This is a genomic window from Brevibacillus borstelensis, from assembly GCF_003710865.1.
In the GTDB taxonomy this organism is placed as follows: Bacteria; Bacillota; Bacilli; order Brevibacillales; family Brevibacillaceae; genus Brevibacillus; species Brevibacillus borstelensis.
Genome location: NZ_RHHO01000031.1, coordinates 139,131 through 154,201 on the forward strand (window position 1 = coordinate 139,131; position 15,071 = coordinate 154,201).

Genomic DNA, 15,071 nt, shown 5'->3' on the forward strand with positions numbered 1-15,071 from the left:
AAAAGCGTCAAAACAAGAAAAACTTCTCCTTTTGAAAGAGAAGTTTTTTACTTGAAGTCCTCCACGTTGACCTTGTCGATACAGCGGCTGCAAATGCCGTAGAATGACAGGCGGTGATCGGTAATATAAAAGTTGTAAACATTCTTTACCTTTTCTTCTGCGGATACAAGGAGGTCCTCAAAAATTTCATCTACCGAGCCACAGTTGTTGCAGATCAAGTGATGATGGTGATACTCAGAATTATCGTCACGCAGGTCGTACCTGGCGACTCCGTCTCCAAAGTTCATCTTGTGGATGATCTTCAACTCACTCAGCAATTCCAGCGTACGATAGACCGTAGCCAAGCCTATTTCAGGGGCTTTTTCTTTCACGAGCAGATAGACGTCTTCCGCACTCAGATGATCTTCCTCGTTCTCCAGCAACACGCGAACAGTGGCTTCACGTTGTGGCGTCAGTTTATAGTTTTGGGAATGAAGTTGCTGCTTGATCTTCTCTAACTTTTCTTCCAACATGCTTGCCCCTCCCCGCTCACATGAAACCTGCTCCTATTATAGTAGAGGGGCATCCTAGAAGTCAAATACATAAGTTCTTACTTGAGAATAATTATTGATTGAGCACGATCTGCATCAGCTTCGGCGAGACAAAGGTTTCAAACATCGCCGCAATCGTCAGAACCGCCAGCATCGCAAGCACGAGCAAGGAATACCCCATGAAATGAGGCATGATCACATCTCGTTTGGATAACAACCTCGTTCTGATCAACCTGAGTGAAAAAGAAATCCCGCTTACTCCCACGATCATCAAGGCCGGAACAACCAACAGATTTTGCGGCAATACGCCCATCAGCGCAAAGGTGACTCCTTGCCATTGCAGCTGGTTGACGAGAAAACCGACCGTAAAGCCGATGACTACGCCTTTTAAAAACAGAAGGAGCAAAATCATCGGCAGGCCGATTATGGACAACCCCAGCACCCACATGATCCCGACTGTTTTTGCATAGTAGCCGAACGACTGCTGAAAATGCATGTTCGGTTCGGGAATGCCCTTTTCCCCGATACTGCTGAAAAAAAACTGGAGAAATCCGAACAGCTCTTGCCTTTGCGCGAGCGGCAGTGAATTGACGATAACCGCGCCAAAAATAATTCCCATCGTAAACAGAACGATCGTAAACCAGTAGAGTGATTGGTGCTCTTTCGAATATACGTGGATTGTTTGTCCAATTCGCGACCGCACAGCAGCTCGCCTCCCGCTTCGCTGATTCTTATACAGCTTATGCGGACGGGCTGTCGCCTATGACTTGTCCTCGCGCAAAGGGAGGATCTTGCCATACGTGCCGGCCCCACCTGCTTTTACCACCAGCCGCCCCTCTCTGGCCAAAACGATCAGCTCTGCAATACGGTCTCCTGTAATGCTCGCGAGCTCCTCCTGCCTTGTCCGATGCAAGATGGACATTTCCGTTCCAAAGCGCTCATAGAGTTTTTCCCGCAGCTTCGGACCTACTCCAGGGATAAACTCCAGCGGGACCTGCTCTATATACGGCGGCCGAAACGGAGGATGCACTCCTGCAGGCGCATCTGCCAGTTGGGCGATCCGGTCGTATACACCTCGAACCACACGCTTGAATCCGCATTGCGGACAGCGTCCCTGCTCGTTCGCCGGCTGTGTCGATTGGCACGATTGACAGGCAGTCTGATGGTACTTCCCGAGCTGGGGATGAAGGCCATAGTTTACGCTGACCCCGCGCCCTTCTTCCCTGCGCAGCGCCTTCACCCATTCCAGGAACGAGCGTTCACCCAGTGCAATGGATTGGTACTCCCTGCCGATTTTCGCCAAGGAATGTGCATCGGAATTGGTCAAAAACGTCTTTTCATGCAGCTCCAGCAAGCGATCCGCCATTTTCGTATTGGCGCTAAGCCCCAATTCCACCGCATAAATCAGGCTCGGATCCATCAATTCAGCCAGCGAATCCGTACAGCTTCCGTATAAGCCTTTATGCGGGGTGAAAATATGTGCGGGAACAACGACTCCGCCCCAATCGGCAATCACCTGCTGCAGCTCCCGCAATGTCGTACGAATGCGCTGCGAGCTGAGCTGCACATTTTTGCAGCGCTGGGAAAGCCATTTCGTAAACAGCCTCATCCTTGCCAGATCGGGCAGATAGCAGAGAAAATGCGCTTCTCCTCTGGCTGTCTCCTTGATCTCCACCTCACAGCCTAGGATCAGCATGGTCTGTTTGTACTGCACGCCTCCATCCTTGTGCTCTGCTGCATGTCCTTGGTCGATGAGATGCTGGAGCTCCTCCTGCACCTCCGGCGAATGGGCGTCGATAATCCCGATCATGTCCATGCCTTTTCGCTCCGACGCCTCTTCCAGGATTCTCGTCAAAGTCATTTGCCGCGAAGCCGTGATTTTGACGGGCTTTCCGGTCCATGTCCCCCCGACGTGGATATGCATGTCACAAAAAAACTCCGGCAGCGCGCTCTGCTTATTTTTTGCCATGCAACAACCGATTTTCCCACGCGAACAATGCCGCTACTGTTTTTGCATCCCGAATCTCCCCGAGTCGATGAAGCTCGTGGGCCTCTTCCAATGTAAGCTCCAAAACCTCTACAAACTCGTCTTCATCGGGTTGACTCTCTCCCTTTGTCAGTCCGGTTGCCAGGTAGAGGTGGAGAATTTCATTGGCAAACCCTGGAGAGGTGTAAAAAGAACTGAGAAGGGTATAATCTTTGGCCTGGTACCCCGTCTCCTCCTGCAATTCGCGCTTGGCACATGCAAGCGGCTCCTCGCCGGGCTCAAGCTTTCCAGCAGGAAGCTCGACGATCACTTGCTCCAGCGGCTTGCGGAACTGGCGGACCGCTACCAATTTTCCTTCATCGGTCAAAGCCATAACGGCAACGGCCCCCTGATGGGTGACAATCTCCCGCTTCGCTGTATGGCCGTTGGGCAGCAGCACTTCATCCACTTTCAACGTAATGACCTTGCCTTCATAAATCGTCTGGCTGGAAATCGTTTTCTCGTACAAATGCTGTGTATCCTTCATCGGTTCATCACCCTTTGCGTTTGGCTGGTTCTAAACAGGAATGTCTCTCCATATGCTTTGAGCAAGACACTTGTCCAATCCATATTGTATAGGAGGAGAGAGAGGATGAAAACCTATGTGGACGAAAAGCAGATTCGGATGGTAGGAAAAGCGTGGGAAATTCGCGCTACACTCCGCTCCTGGTCAAAAAAAGACCTAACCTTGCAAGAATATCTCGCCCGACGCAGCAATTCGTCGCGTCGCTAATGCTGTCTTTTATGTAGGGAATGCTCTTTGCCGCAAGCACCCCGGCCAAAGCAGCTGTCTGAAACGGTGCCGGGTCTTGCCGCCAGCCTCGGCCCATCGTGGAAAAGTGCAGGTCATACATGCGCTCCAGCTCATCCAATTCTTCCTCTGCTGGTGCGGCTGCACGCAGGACAAGATGGTCTGTCTGTTGGCAGATGCCGTCCATTTGCCTCGCGATACGGCTATCGCGTTCGTCATCCCATACGGGGACGGGTACGATGGCTGGACGAAGCGCAAACCTTTTCAGCACCGTAATCGTGTGATGGCTTACGCCCAGATGCCGCTCCCTAGGGTCGGAAAAACTGATGCGCGGTATAAAAAACGGGACGCCTCCAAGCAGGCTGACAGCATGCGTTACTTCAGCCAACTGCATTCCTGAAAAGCCGAATGTAGTGGCCGTCCCTGCCACACCGGGCCCCAAGATGCATAGAATGATGTCAGCTTGTGCTACGTGACGGGCAGCTAATAAACCGTTGTGAATCGAAACGGTTTCCAAATCTCCGCCCCACGCATGTCCGGTCGTGACCGTGCTGCCAAGCAGCCCTTTCCGCTTTAAATGGTCTGCCTGTTGGCTCAAGCCGATTGGCAATGATGCCGCATCGGGCATGACATAGACAGCTCTCAGGTCTGAGTCGGTTTGTTTGATTGCTGACGCCACTGCCGGCAGCAGACTGTGAAGCTCTCCGATCAATACAGGGGTCCCCTCCAATGAGACCTGTTCATTGTTGAACAGCGCGTGATAGGGGCTATGCTGCTCTTCCACGCTATCCACAGCTAATTGCCACGGAGCATACCGCATTTTCATGACGTGGCCCCACGTGCTCGGATATACATCGACCGGATTTTTCTCTGCCGATTTTCCTACTACAATATGATACCCTCCCGTACCCAATTGGAGTCGAATGGCTGTCGTATTTATCAGGAGCTCCTCGCCTTCCTCGTAATGCTCCTGCGAGTATGAAATAGCGTGTTCGGTTTGGCTGGTTTCAGGCAAAAAAACCTCCAGAACCTGCATGCCTTGTCTTTTGAGCAGAACCTGCTTCACAACCCCCGATTCCAGGCGAAGCACTGCACATCCCCCCGCTTTCGCCAGCTTCCTTGATCAAAACACCAATTCGGCAAAGACCAGTACCTTTTTGATAAATTATGGGAATCAGGCAAAAAAAAGAACCAGGTCTCCCCATGGAAGACCCGGCACTTCGCGTTGTGCTTCTTCATTTTAATTGTATCGTTTTCGCTTTACTCAAGAACTTCTGCAATAACCGCCAACACGAGTTCGGACGCTTTGTTGAGCTCAGCAATCGGCATCCGCTCGTTCTTGGTATGGATGTCTTCGTAGCCGATCGCAAAGTTTACGCTCGGGATGTTGTAGCCGTTAAAGACGTTGCCGTCGCTGCCGCCACCGCTCGATACCAGCTCGGGATTGCGGCCGATGCGCTTCACTGCGCCAATCGCTTTTTGAACAACAGGCGTTTCTTCATTAAACTTGTAGCCGTGATACATAAAAATGACATCGTTTTCGCACTTCCCGCCCATTTCCGCAGCTGCCTCTTCAAAAGCGGTAGTCATGCTTTTTACCTGCGCCTCCAGCTTATCCATTACAAGGCTGCGCGCTTCCGACCATACCTCTACATAGTCCGTCACGATGTTGTATGCCTTGCCGCCTTCAAATCGGCCGATATTGGCCGTCGTATCGGCGTCAATGCGACCCAGGGACATGCGGGAAATGGCTTTGCTGGCAATCGTGATCGCACTGATTCCGTCTTCCGGATTTACCCCTGCGTGAGCGGCTTTTCCGTGAATTTTGGTCACGATACGATACTGTCCAGCCCCTGCTACCGTAATCGCTCCGACCGGACCTTCCGAATCGAGGATGAAGCCCATCTCGGCCTTCAGCAGGCTGGAATCCATGGCGCGTGAACCGACGAGACCGGATTCTTCACCGACAGTCAGGACAACCTGGATAGTCGGATGCGGCAGATTTTTTTCCTTCAGTGTCCGAATCGCTTCAAAAATCGCTGCGATCCCGGCTTTGTCGTCCGCACCCAAAATCGTAGTCCCGTCGGAGTAGACGTAGCCGTCACGAACTTGCGGTTTGACGCCGTTGCCTGGAACGACCGTATCCATGTGGCTGCTGAACAGAATAGCCGGACCTTTGGCATTTCCCTCCAGCGTGGCAATGAGGTTGTTTCCGCCGTGGCCCGTCTTGGCCGCTGCGTCGTCTTCCTCAACGGTGAAGCCCATTTCAATCAGCTTGTCCTTCAGCACTTTGTTGATTTGCTCTTCGTTTTTGGTTTCACTGTCGATTTGTACGAGCTCCAAAAACTCGTTTAGCAATCGCTCCTGGTTGATCACGACAATTCCTCCCGAATAAAGCCCCCGCAGGGCCAATACGGCAACCCGCGGGGCTTGTCTAATGAAAATGCCAGATGATAGCATTGTCTACCTGTTACAAGTATACAGCAAAAAAATTTTTTCTACCATGTCGTGCCAGCCTTTTTCTGCTTGTTTACAGGGGGATATTTCCGTGTTTCTTGGAAGGACGGCGCTCTTCTTTGTTTCTCAGCATTTCCAGCGACCGTTTTAAATATTTGCGGGTTTCCCGCGGATCGATCACGTCATCCACCATTCCGTTTTCTGCTGCCACATACGGATTGGCAAAGCGCTCGCGATACTCGGCAATCTTGGCCTGGCGGGTAGCCACCGGATCAGCGCTCTGTTCGATGTCGCGGGCAAAGATCACGTTGGCCGCTCCTTCCGGGCCCATGACCGCGATCTCGGCATTCGGCCAGGCATAGACGACGTCTGCACCGATGGCCTTGGAATTGAGGGCCACGTAAGCACCGCCGTACGCTTTTCGCGTAATGACACTGATTTTCGGCACTGTCGCCTCGGAGTAAGCAAACAATATTTTTGCACCATGCCTGATGATCCCGCCGTGTTCCTGGTTAATGCCGGGGAAAAAGCCGGTCACATCGACGAATGTAATCAACGGAATGTTGTAGCAGTCACATGTCCGGATAAACCGTGCCAGCTTGTCGGATGAGTCGATATCCAAACCGCCTGCCATCACCTTTGGCTGGTTGGCGATCAGCCCCACGCTTTGTCCGTCGATACGCCCAAAGCCGACCACGATATTGCGGGCGAAATCCGGCTGTACTTCTAAAAACTCTCCATGATCCACAATCTTTTCCAGCACTTTTTTTACGTCATACACCTTGGTGCCCGCTACCGGGACCAGGTCGATCAGCTCTTCCAGCCAGTCCCCCTCATCCCCGCTATATGCTTTTACCGGCGGTTCTTCCCGGTAATTTTGCGGCAGGAAGCTCAGCAGGTTGCGCACTTGCAGCAACACCTCTTCTTCTGTTGCGGCGGTAAAATGCGCGTTTCCACTGATGGCAGAGTGGACAGAAGCGCCGCCCAGATCTTCGCTGGATATTTTTTCGCCCGTTACCGTTTCAATGACTTTCGGTCCCGTAATAAACATCTGTGACGTCTTTTCCACCATAAAAACGAAATCGGTAATCGCCGGGGAATAGACTGCCCCGCCCGCGCAAGGTCCCAGAATGACGGAGATTTGCGGAATCACGCCTGAATAGATCGAGTTCCGGTAGAAGATATGCCCGTAACCGTCGAGGGAGACGACCCCCTCCTGAATCCGCGCCCCGCCGGAGTCGTTAAGACCAATGACAGGTGCGCCGTTTTTGGCCGCGAGATCCATAATGTTGGCGATTTTTTTGGCATGCATTTCCCCAAGCGCTCCACCAAAAACCGTAAAGTCCTGGGCGAACAGATAGACGAGCCGGCCGTTGATTTTGCCGTAGCCTGTCACTACCCCTTCGCCTGGAGCGTCGAGTTTGTCCATCCCGAAGTTGGTCGCCCGGTGTTTGACAAATGGCTGCAGCTCGACAAACGTGTCCGGATCGAGCAGAAGCGAGATACGCTCCCGTGCCGTCAGCTTGCCGCGATTGTGCTGGGCAGCGATGCGCTCGTCTCCGCCGCCCATCTCGACTTTCCGTTTTCGCTCGTACATCTCGTCGATTTTTTCGAACATCGCTTCACTCATCGTTGCCTTCCTCCTTACCTGCAGATGTATCCGGATACTCACACAATTCGAACAGAACTCCGCCAGCCGCCTTTGGATGGATAAAGGCGATTTGCGCGCCATGCGCTCCCGGCTTGGGCACTTCATTTATAAGCGGAATGCCGTTTGCCTGCAAATGGTGCAGACGCTCCGCCACGTTCTCGACATCAAAGGCGATATGGTGAATGCCTTCGCCGCGCTTGTCAATAAATTTGGCGATCGGACTGTCCGCACTCATCGGCTCCAACAGTTCGATCCGGCTTTCTCCGACCCCGAGGAAAGCGACACGAACCTGCTCGCTCTCCACCGCTTCTGTCCCGAGCAGGTTAAGCCCAAGCTGCTCGGTGTAAAATGGCAGAGCCTTATCGAGATTTTTCACAGCTATGCCGATATGGGCAATCTTTTTCGGGGCTTTTTGAAAGGTCAACTGCTTTCTTTTCACATGGGCACGGATAAAGTCAGCGGTCACACTGGTAGGCGTGCCTGGCGTGAAAACTTCCGCTACTCCGTGTTCTTTCAAGTAGGGGATATCTTCCTGTGGAATTACGCCTCCCCCAACGACCAAGATGTCATCCGCTCCCTGTTCCCTGAGCAGACGGACAACCTCTGGAAAGAGCTCATTGTGAGCCCCTGAAAGACAGGAGAGTCCCACGCAATCGACATCCTCCTGTATCGCAGCTGCGGCGATCTGGGCCGGTGTCTGACGGAGCCCCGTGTACACTACTTCCATCCCTTCGTCGCGAAGGGCCTGCGCCACTACCAATGCACCCCGATCGTGTCCGTCGAGCCCTGGTTTGGCAACCAGTACGCGAATCCTCTGTTCCATCAATAGCTCCCCCTTGTCACTAGAACCTTCCTGTTTGCTGACTAAACCGCCCGGTACTCGCCAAATACGCTTCGCAATACGCCGCAGACCTCTCCAATCGTGGCATAATGGCGGACGCATTCGATAATGTACGGCATCAGGTTGTCTTTGCCCTGTGCTGCTTCGCGCAACTGATTGAGCGTTTGTTCAACTGATTGCTGATTCCTTTTTGCCCGCAGTGCATCTAGCCGCTCTTTTTGTTTCCTGCCAAGCTCAGGGTCTACGCGAAGCAGCTCCGGCTGTGGCTCGTTTTCAAGCTGAAAGCAGTTCATTCCCACTACCTTTTCCTCGCCGGATTCTATTTTTCGCTGCGTTTCATAGGCTTGCTTGTGAATCTCCCGCTGCATATACCCCGCTTCCACAGCAGCTACGGCACCGCCCATTTGCTCGATTTTCTCCAAATAGGAAAGTGCCTTGGCCTCTATCTGGTCTGTCAAATACTCCACAAAGTAGGAACCTGCCAGAGGGTCGACTGTATCTGTTACGCCGCTTTCAAACGCGATGATCTGTTGTGTCCGCAGCGCGATGCGGGCAGATTCTTCCGTCGGCAAGGCGAGCGCCTCGTCGCGGGAATTCGTATGCAGGCTTTGCGTGCCGCCAAGGACTGCTGCCAGTGCCTGCAGGGTGACGCGAACGATGTTATTGTCAGGCTGCTGCGCCGTCAGCGTGGAACCGCCCGTTTGGGTATGAACGCGAAATTGCCACGACTTCGGATTTTTTGCTCCGTATCTCTCTTTCATCAAGCGAGCCCACATTCTCCGGGCTGCACGGAATTTGGCAATCTCTTCGAAAAAGTGATTGTGTCCGTTGAAGAAAAACGATAGCTGTGGAGCAAAACGGTCAATGTCGAGACCGGCCTGGAGCGCAGCTTCCACGTATGCGATGCCGTCCGCGATCGTAAACGCGACTTCCTGAACGGCAGTCGACCCGGCTTCCCGAATGTGATAGCCGCTGATGGAAATGGTGTTCCATTTGGGCACGTTCTCTGCACAGTAGGCAAAGATGTCCGTAATCAAACGCATGGACGGCTGCGGCGGAAAAATATATGTGCCCCGGGCAATGTATTCCTTCAATATGTCATTTTGAATCGTACCTGACAGCTTCTCTGCCGGTACGCCCTGTTTTTCTCCTACTACGATATACATGGCAAGCAAAACAGATGCTGGTGCATTGATCGTCATCGAGGTGCTTACCTTGTCGAGCGGTATGCCGTTCAGCAGCACTTCCATGTCCTCCAGCGAATCGATGGCTACACCGACCTTCCCGACTTCGCCTGTTGCCATCGGGTCATCCGAGTCGTAGCCGATCTGTGTCGGCAGGTCAAAGGCAACGCTCAGCCCGGTCTGCCCCTGTTCAAGAAGATAGCGGAACCGCTTATTCGTTTCCTCGGCAGAACCAAAGCCGGCGTATTGCCGCATCGTCCACAGTCTTCCTCGATACATATTGGGTTGAACGCCCCGCGTATACGGATACTCTCCCGGGAATCCGACATTTTCCATATAAGCATCATCGATCTGATCCGGCACATACAGCGGATCGATCTCGATCGCGGACGAGGTGGCAAACTGCTGTTTTCTTTCGGGCGACTTGGCCAGCCGTTCATTCAGCTCTTGTTGCCACTTTCGGTACAGTTCGGTACAATCTTTAGTAGTCACCTGCAAACACCTCGTTTTCCATGTAATGACCGATCGTCTAAACGAAGGAAGGAACTTCTCCTCCTTCCAATAATTCTAGCACAGCGAGTTACACAATAACGCGACAATTTCCACTTTTCGTGCAGTAAATTTTTCAATCGCGCTATTCAGGAGGTTCGATATGCCGAAACATTCAACACTGGTAAAAATCATGGTCTTTATTATGATTGCCGCTCTCGTGGTTCCAACGTTCTTTTACTTCCGATGATCAGAGGCCCTCTGGGCAGCCAGACGGTTCATCATAAGAAAAACCCCTCCCGACCGGGAAGGGTTTTTTGCTGTTTATTGATAGACGAATACGCTGGATGTTTTGGCATCCCAGCCTACTTTGTAGCCCAGATTGTCGGTTACAAAGCGGATCGGAACCATCGGCATTCCGTTTTTCAACGCAACTGGCGCTGGCAGGGTAAATTCCTGACTTCCTACGTATGCCTTGTTGGAGTCAACTGTAAAACGGACCACTGTTCTGCCTTTAATGATCGCTACCGTCTGGTTGTTCCATTGGGTAGTCAACGCCATGGCTTCCTTGAAGAACTGAGCTGGCACCATTGTTGTATTTCCGTTCGCCAGATAAGGAGCTTCCTGCAACGGATATACTTTTCCATGCAACGTAAACGATTTGTTGTTTACTTTAAACAGTGCAGCGTTCGCCGGGACTGCTGTCTGCGGCTGCTGTGGCTGCTGTGGCTGCTGTGGCTGTTGCGGCTGCTGCGGAGCCGGTTGAGCTGGCTGCGCCGGTTGAGGCACGCCCACTCCAACTGCACGTCCAAACAGCAATCCTTTTTCCTCAGAGCTGAAGACATTGATCGTGTACGTGTTTTTCGCCGCAGGGTTCACGATGTTGGCTGCTGCCCCGATCACGATGTTGGCTCCAGTTCCTGCAGCGATGTCTTGAGCCGGGTAAACCAGCACGTTTTGTCCGCGAACGGCAACAAAGCTGGCGGCAACGCCGTTTACAGAAACGCTTGCCGGTGCGATGTATGCTGGCACCTTGTACCCAACCGGGAATACGACTTCAATGAAATCGCGCTGTTTCACCAGCGGAGCGCCAAATGCTTTCACGGCGATGTTGACGCCAGTTTGCTTCCCTACCGCTGTGTTGGTCAAGGTGATTGTTGCCGTGCTGTTGTTTGCCGGTGCAGTAGTGCCAGGTGTCGTTGGCGTTGGAGTTGGCGTTGGTGTCGGCGTTACCGCCCCTGCACCATTGATCCGGAACGTTTTGGACGTTGCCGTTTTGCCGTCAACCGTCATCTTGAGCGTATAATCGCCCGCAGCTTTCGGGTTGGTAATCCAAGCGTTGTAGTCGATATCTACTTTTACATTTTTGCTGGAAGAAAAGTTGGACGGCGCAGTCAATGCAATACTGTTTCCGGCAAAACCGACTCTTTTAGGCGTCTTTCCGTTGATTTTGAAATCATCTGGATTCAAATACCCTGGAATCATACCAGACGATGGGAACTCGATAATGACATCACTGTCCGCCTTCAATTCTGTCTTTCCGAAGTCAGCTTCGAAGCTGAAGCTGGTGCGAGCACCTGCTGAACTGTCAGAAAGGGATACAGTAAAATCACTCGCAGTGGAAGAGCTGGAAGAAGAACCAGATTTTTTAATGTCAAACTTCTTAGATGTATAGGTTGTTCCATCCCATTTCACATCAATGGTATATTTATCGCCAGCAGATGGGTTAGTGATTCGTGCGCTTTTGTAAAACTTAAGCGTCAGTTCTTTTTTTCCGTCTGCTTTAGACGGAACCTTGATCTCTACTTTTTTGCCGGAGACGCTTACAGAATCAGGTGTGTATTCATTAATATCGATGTCATCCTTGGAAATCTTGCTTGGCAGCATATCCGAGCTTGGGAACGTAACAGTGATATAGTCGCCTTTGGTCAATTTGTCTTTCAGCTTGATTGGACCGATTTCATACTCGGTTTCTTTCTTTTCGGTTTTGTCGTCGATATCGACAGAGTAGTCATCGGAGCTTCCTTTGCTACTGCTGCTTCCACTTGTAATTTTCACATCCTCAGACTCTTCGCTCTCAGCCGAAGTGCTGATGTCGATAGAGTATGTACCCTTTTTATCGGGGTTCGTAATTCCGTCCGTGATTTTTATCCTTAGGTCCGAGCCTTTACTAAGTTCTTCGTCGACCTTGATTGTAATTTCTCTCCCGCTGACACTAACGCTTTTCACTTCAAAATCAGCATCGATATCGTCTTCGTCCATGCTGCTGTCGACATCAAAGCCTTTTGGGAACGTGATATAAATTTTGTCTCCGGAATCCAAAGCTTTTTCAATCGTAAAGTCAATCGTATATTTGCTGTCCGCACCTTCCTCGTCATCGTCTGGATCAATCGAGATATCGGTGATTGCACTAGCGGACTGCGGAGCGATGACAAACGGCGTCGTTGCCAAGGCTGTAGCCAGCATAATTGGAAGTGCTTTTTTGCTCTTCTCCATGTTCTTCCTCCCATACTTCTCTTGAAATCGATCAAACTTTTCTTGTCGAAACGCTATCAGTTTACCATATTTACGAAATAGAGGGAATCTATTCGCATAAAAATGATAGGCATGACAGCATTCATATGGTATGACGAAGCAACATGGCAAAAGGTTACAAAGCAGTTACACGAAAAAATAAAAAGCCAGCAGCAAGAGAGAAGTCCATCCCTCCTGCTGCTGGCACAGCGTTGTTTTTGTCGATCAGTACAGCTTTGTATCCGGCCCGATCGCCTCCAGCTTTTGCTTGACGCTTTGCAGGAAACGGCCGCACACCAGTCCGTCGAGAACCCGGTGATCCAGCGAGAGGCACAGGTTCACCATCGAGCGGACGGCAATCATGTCATCGATCACGACAGGCCGCTTCACGATCGACTCGACGCTGAGGATCGCCGCCTGCGGCGAATTGATGATCGGCATCGACAGGACCGAGCCAAACGAGCCCGTATTGTTTACCGTAAACGTCCCTCCGGACATGTCATCTACGGACAATTTGCCTGCCCTCGTCTTCGCCGCCAAATCTTCGATCGACTTGGCGATGCCGAGAATCGACTTCTGATCCGCGTCCTTGATGACCGGAACGAACAGAGCATCCTCTGTCGCCACGGCGATCGAGATGTTGATGTTTTTCTTGACGATGATTTTATCCCCAGCCCAGGTGGAATTGATCATCGGGTACTCCTTCAGCGCTTCGACTACCGCCTTGATAAAGAACGGCAGGAAGGTGAGGTTTACTCCTTCTTTGCGTTTAAATTCGTCTTTTACCTGATTGCGGAAAGCGACGAGCTTGGTCACGTCTACTTCTACCATCGTCCACGCATGGGGTGCCTCGTGTTTGCTCTGCACCATGCGGTTTGCGATCGTCTTGCGAATGGGCGTGACCGGGATGATCTGATCGCCTGCGGCTGCGGGAACTTCCCTTGCTGCTGCCTGGACGGGCTGCGGGCTTTGCCCCACTGCCGCGGAAGCCGGCACCCCTACTGGCGTATTCACAACCGGCGCTGCCTCTGGGGCTGCCGCAGCCGGCTGTCCGCCGTTGTCAATGATCGCTTGAATATCCTTGCGCGTCACGCGCCCTTCCATCCCCGTTCCCTGCACGCGGGACAGATCAATTCCATGCTCCTGGGCAAGCCTCATCACGGCTGGGGAAAAGCGTTGTTTTCCGCGCTGGGCCTGTTGACCGTTCGTGTCCGGACCTACTCCGGAAACAGCCTGCCCTGCTGCAGCTGGAGCAGCATTGGCCGCCAGATTGGCCGAAACAGCCGCCCTGCCTTCTGCCGCTTGAGCAGGAACCGTTTTTGCCTGCTGGCTGGTGTCAGCACTGTTGACAGCGGGGGTATTTTCCGGCTGATCGGCCCCTCCCCCCTCTTCTTCGATGTACAAGATCAAGGTACCGATCGCAACCGTGTCACCTTCGGGCACAACGATCTCCGTCACGCGGCCGGCAACCGTGGAAGGCACTTCCGCATTTACCTTGTCCGTGGAGACTTCAGCAAGCGGATCGTATTTTTTGACCTGATCTCCCACTTTCACCAGCCACTTGGTAATGGTGCCCTCTGTCACACTTTCTCCCAGTTGGGGCATTAGCACTTTTGTCGCCATGTTCGATGGTCCTCCTTGGTTTTAAAAGTGGGCCAGGTCCCGCATTGCTTCCAGCACTTTGTCCGGATTCAACATAAAGTATTTTTCCATTGGCGGACTGTATGGCATGGCCGGCACATCAGGACCGCACAGACGTTTGATCGGAGCATCGAGGTCAAACAGGCAATGCTCCGCAATGATCGCAGCCACTTCACCGCCTACGCCGCCCTCTTTGTTGTCCTCGTGAACAATCAATACTTTTCCGGTCTTGGAAGCGGCTTCGACGATAGCTTCCTTGTCGAGCGGGTACAGTGTCCGCAAGTCGAGTACATGCGCGCTGATGCCTTCCTGAGCCAGCTTTTCAGCGGCCTGCAAGCAAAAATGCAGCGTCAGGCCGTAGGAGATGACTGTAATGTCCGTTCCTTCCCGTTTGACATCCGCCTTGCCGATCGGCAGCACGTAATCTTCTTCCGGCACTTCTCCTTTTATCAAGCGATAGCAGCGCTTGTGCTCGAAAAAGAGGACGGGATCGTTATCGCGGATGGCCGCCTTCAGCAGGCCTTTTGCATCGTACGGCGTAGAAGGCGCCACTACCTTTAGCCCGGGTACATTCGTAAACATCGCTTCCACCGATTGGGAATGGTACAGTGCACCGTGCACCCCGCCTCCAAATGGAGCGCGGATGGTAATCGGGCAGGTCCAGTCGCCATTGGAGCGGTAGCGCATTTTCGCCGCTTCGCTGACGATCTGGTTGACAGCAGGCATGATAAAATCAGCAAACTGAATTTCGGCGATCGGACGCATCCCGTATGCGGCAGCGCCAATTCCAACACCGACAATTGCCGACTCGGCGAGCGGCGTGTCAATCACGCGTTCTTCGCCGAATTCCTCGATCAGTCCCACTGTGGCCCGAAAGACGCCACCCCGAACGCCGACGTCTTCCCCCAGGACAAACACACCCGGATCGCGGCGCATTTCCTCACGCATCGCCATAGTGATCGCATCAATAAATGAGATGACTGCCAT

The 15,071-nt window shown here is 52.4% G+C and carries 13 protein-coding genes; 1 reads left to right on the forward strand and 12 read right to left on the reverse strand.

From position 1 onward, the window contains the following. Positions 1-47: 47 nt before the first annotated feature. The 4 genes from fur to EDM54_RS15150 form a co-directional block, all read right to left on the reverse strand. The gene (gene fur / locus EDM54_RS15135; RefSeq protein WP_003387207.1) at positions 48-512 is read right to left on the reverse strand and encodes a ferric iron uptake transcriptional regulator; all 465 of its coding nucleotides are present in this window, start codon (positions 510-512) and stop codon (positions 48-50) included. Positions 513-603: 91 nt separating this feature from the next. Continuing rightward, positions 604-1,233, reverse strand: a complete 630-nt coding sequence (gene spoIIM / locus EDM54_RS15140; RefSeq protein ID WP_122958415.1) for a stage II sporulation protein M — start codon at positions 1,231-1,233, stop codon at positions 604-606. Between the two features lie 57 nt (positions 1,234-1,290). Beyond that, positions 1,291-2,499 (reverse strand): endonuclease Q family protein, encoded by a 1,209-nt coding sequence (locus EDM54_RS15145; protein ID WP_122958416.1) that lies wholly within the window; start codon positions 2,497-2,499, stop codon positions 1,291-1,293. Then, positions 2,486-3,043, reverse strand: a complete 558-nt coding sequence (locus EDM54_RS15150; RefSeq protein ID WP_003387212.1) for an NUDIX domain-containing protein — start codon at positions 3,041-3,043, stop codon at positions 2,486-2,488. Before EDM54_RS15150 ends, EDM54_RS15145 begins: the two co-directional genes overlap by 14 nt. Between EDM54_RS15150 and mciZ the strand changes: the two genes are divergently transcribed. Next, positions 3,026-3,289: a Z-ring formation inhibitor MciZ gene (gene mciZ / locus EDM54_RS27395; protein ID WP_081787855.1), complete on the forward strand. Its 264-nt coding sequence runs from the start codon at positions 3,026-3,028 to the stop codon at positions 3,287-3,289. The two genes, EDM54_RS15150 and mciZ, sit on opposite strands and share 18 nt — an antisense overlap. On the opposite strand, the gene EDM54_RS15160 is transcribed toward mciZ, so the two are convergent. The 8 genes from EDM54_RS15160 to EDM54_RS15195 all read right to left on the reverse strand — a co-directional run bounded on the left by EDM54_RS15160 (position 3,210) and on the right by EDM54_RS15195 (position 15,071). Further along, positions 3,210-4,397 (reverse strand): DUF3866 family protein, encoded by a 1,188-nt coding sequence (locus tag EDM54_RS15160; RefSeq protein ID WP_039070845.1) that lies wholly within the window; start codon positions 4,395-4,397, stop codon positions 3,210-3,212. The two genes, mciZ and EDM54_RS15160, sit on opposite strands and share 80 nt — an antisense overlap. Before the next feature lie 170 nt (positions 4,398-4,567). Then, positions 4,568-5,689, reverse strand: coding sequence for a M20/M25/M40 family metallo-hydrolase (locus EDM54_RS15165; protein WP_122958435.1), 1,122 nt, complete (start codon positions 5,687-5,689; stop codon positions 4,568-4,570). A 148-nt stretch (positions 5,690-5,837) separates the two neighbouring features. Continuing rightward, positions 5,838-7,394, reverse strand: coding sequence for an acyl-CoA carboxylase subunit beta (locus tag EDM54_RS15170; RefSeq protein WP_024984920.1), 1,557 nt, complete (start codon positions 7,392-7,394; stop codon positions 5,838-5,840). After that, positions 7,387-8,238: a methylmalonyl-CoA epimerase gene (gene mce / locus EDM54_RS15175; RefSeq protein ID WP_003387216.1), complete on the reverse strand. Its 852-nt coding sequence runs from the start codon at positions 8,236-8,238 to the stop codon at positions 7,387-7,389. Before mce ends, EDM54_RS15170 begins: the two co-directional genes overlap by 8 nt. Before the next feature lie 41 nt (positions 8,239-8,279). After that, the gene (locus EDM54_RS15180) at positions 8,280-9,932 is read right to left on the reverse strand and encodes an acyl-CoA mutase large subunit family protein (protein WP_003387217.1); all 1,653 of its coding nucleotides are present in this window, start codon (positions 9,930-9,932) and stop codon (positions 8,280-8,282) included. Between the two features lie 321 nt (positions 9,933-10,253). Further along, a complete protein-coding gene (locus EDM54_RS15185; protein ID WP_122958417.1) occupies positions 10,254-12,425 on the reverse strand; it encodes a copper amine oxidase N-terminal domain-containing protein in 2,172 nt (723 codons plus the stop codon). Between the two features lie 243 nt (positions 12,426-12,668). Continuing rightward, complete coding sequence (locus EDM54_RS15190) at positions 12,669-14,066, reverse strand: dihydrolipoamide acetyltransferase family protein (RefSeq protein WP_122958418.1); 1,398 nt, start codon at positions 14,064-14,066, stop codon at positions 12,669-12,671. Positions 14,067-14,087: 21 nt separating this feature from the next. Next, entirely contained in the window at positions 14,088-15,071 is a 984-nt protein-coding gene (locus EDM54_RS15195) for an alpha-ketoacid dehydrogenase subunit beta (RefSeq protein WP_003387220.1), read from the reverse strand.

Bases quoted from the DNA above. Each gene is read 5' to 3' on its own strand.
- EDM54_RS15190 (WP_122958418.1), bottom strand. From the start codon at position 14,066: ATGGCGACAAAAGTGCTAATGCCCCAACTGGGAGAAAGTGTGACAGAG.
- mciZ (WP_081787855.1), top strand. From the start codon at position 3,026: ATGCTGTGTATCCTTCATCGGTTCATCACCCTTTGCGTTTGGCTGGTT.
- mce (WP_003387216.1), bottom strand. From the start codon at position 8,238: ATGGAACAGAGGATTCGCGTACTGGTTGCCAAACCAGGGCTCGACGGA.
- EDM54_RS15150 (WP_003387212.1), bottom strand. From the start codon at position 3,043: ATGAAGGATACACAGCATTTGTACGAGAAAACGATTTCCAGCCAGACG.
- EDM54_RS15195 (WP_003387220.1), bottom strand. From the start codon at position 15,071: ATGGCAGTCATCTCATTTATTGATGCGATCACTATGGCGATGCGTGAG.
- EDM54_RS15170 (WP_024984920.1), bottom strand. From the start codon at position 7,394: ATGAGTGAAGCGATGTTCGAAAAAATCGACGAGATGTACGAGCGAAAA.
- fur (WP_003387207.1), bottom strand. From the start codon at position 512: ATGTTGGAAGAAAAGTTAGAGAAGATCAAGCAGCAACTTCATTCCCAA.
- EDM54_RS15145 (WP_122958416.1), bottom strand. From the start codon at position 2,499: ATGGCAAAAAATAAGCAGAGCGCGCTGCCGGAGTTTTTTTGTGACATG.
- EDM54_RS15185 (WP_122958417.1), bottom strand. From the start codon at position 12,425: ATGGAGAAGAGCAAAAAAGCACTTCCAATTATGCTGGCTACAGCCTTG.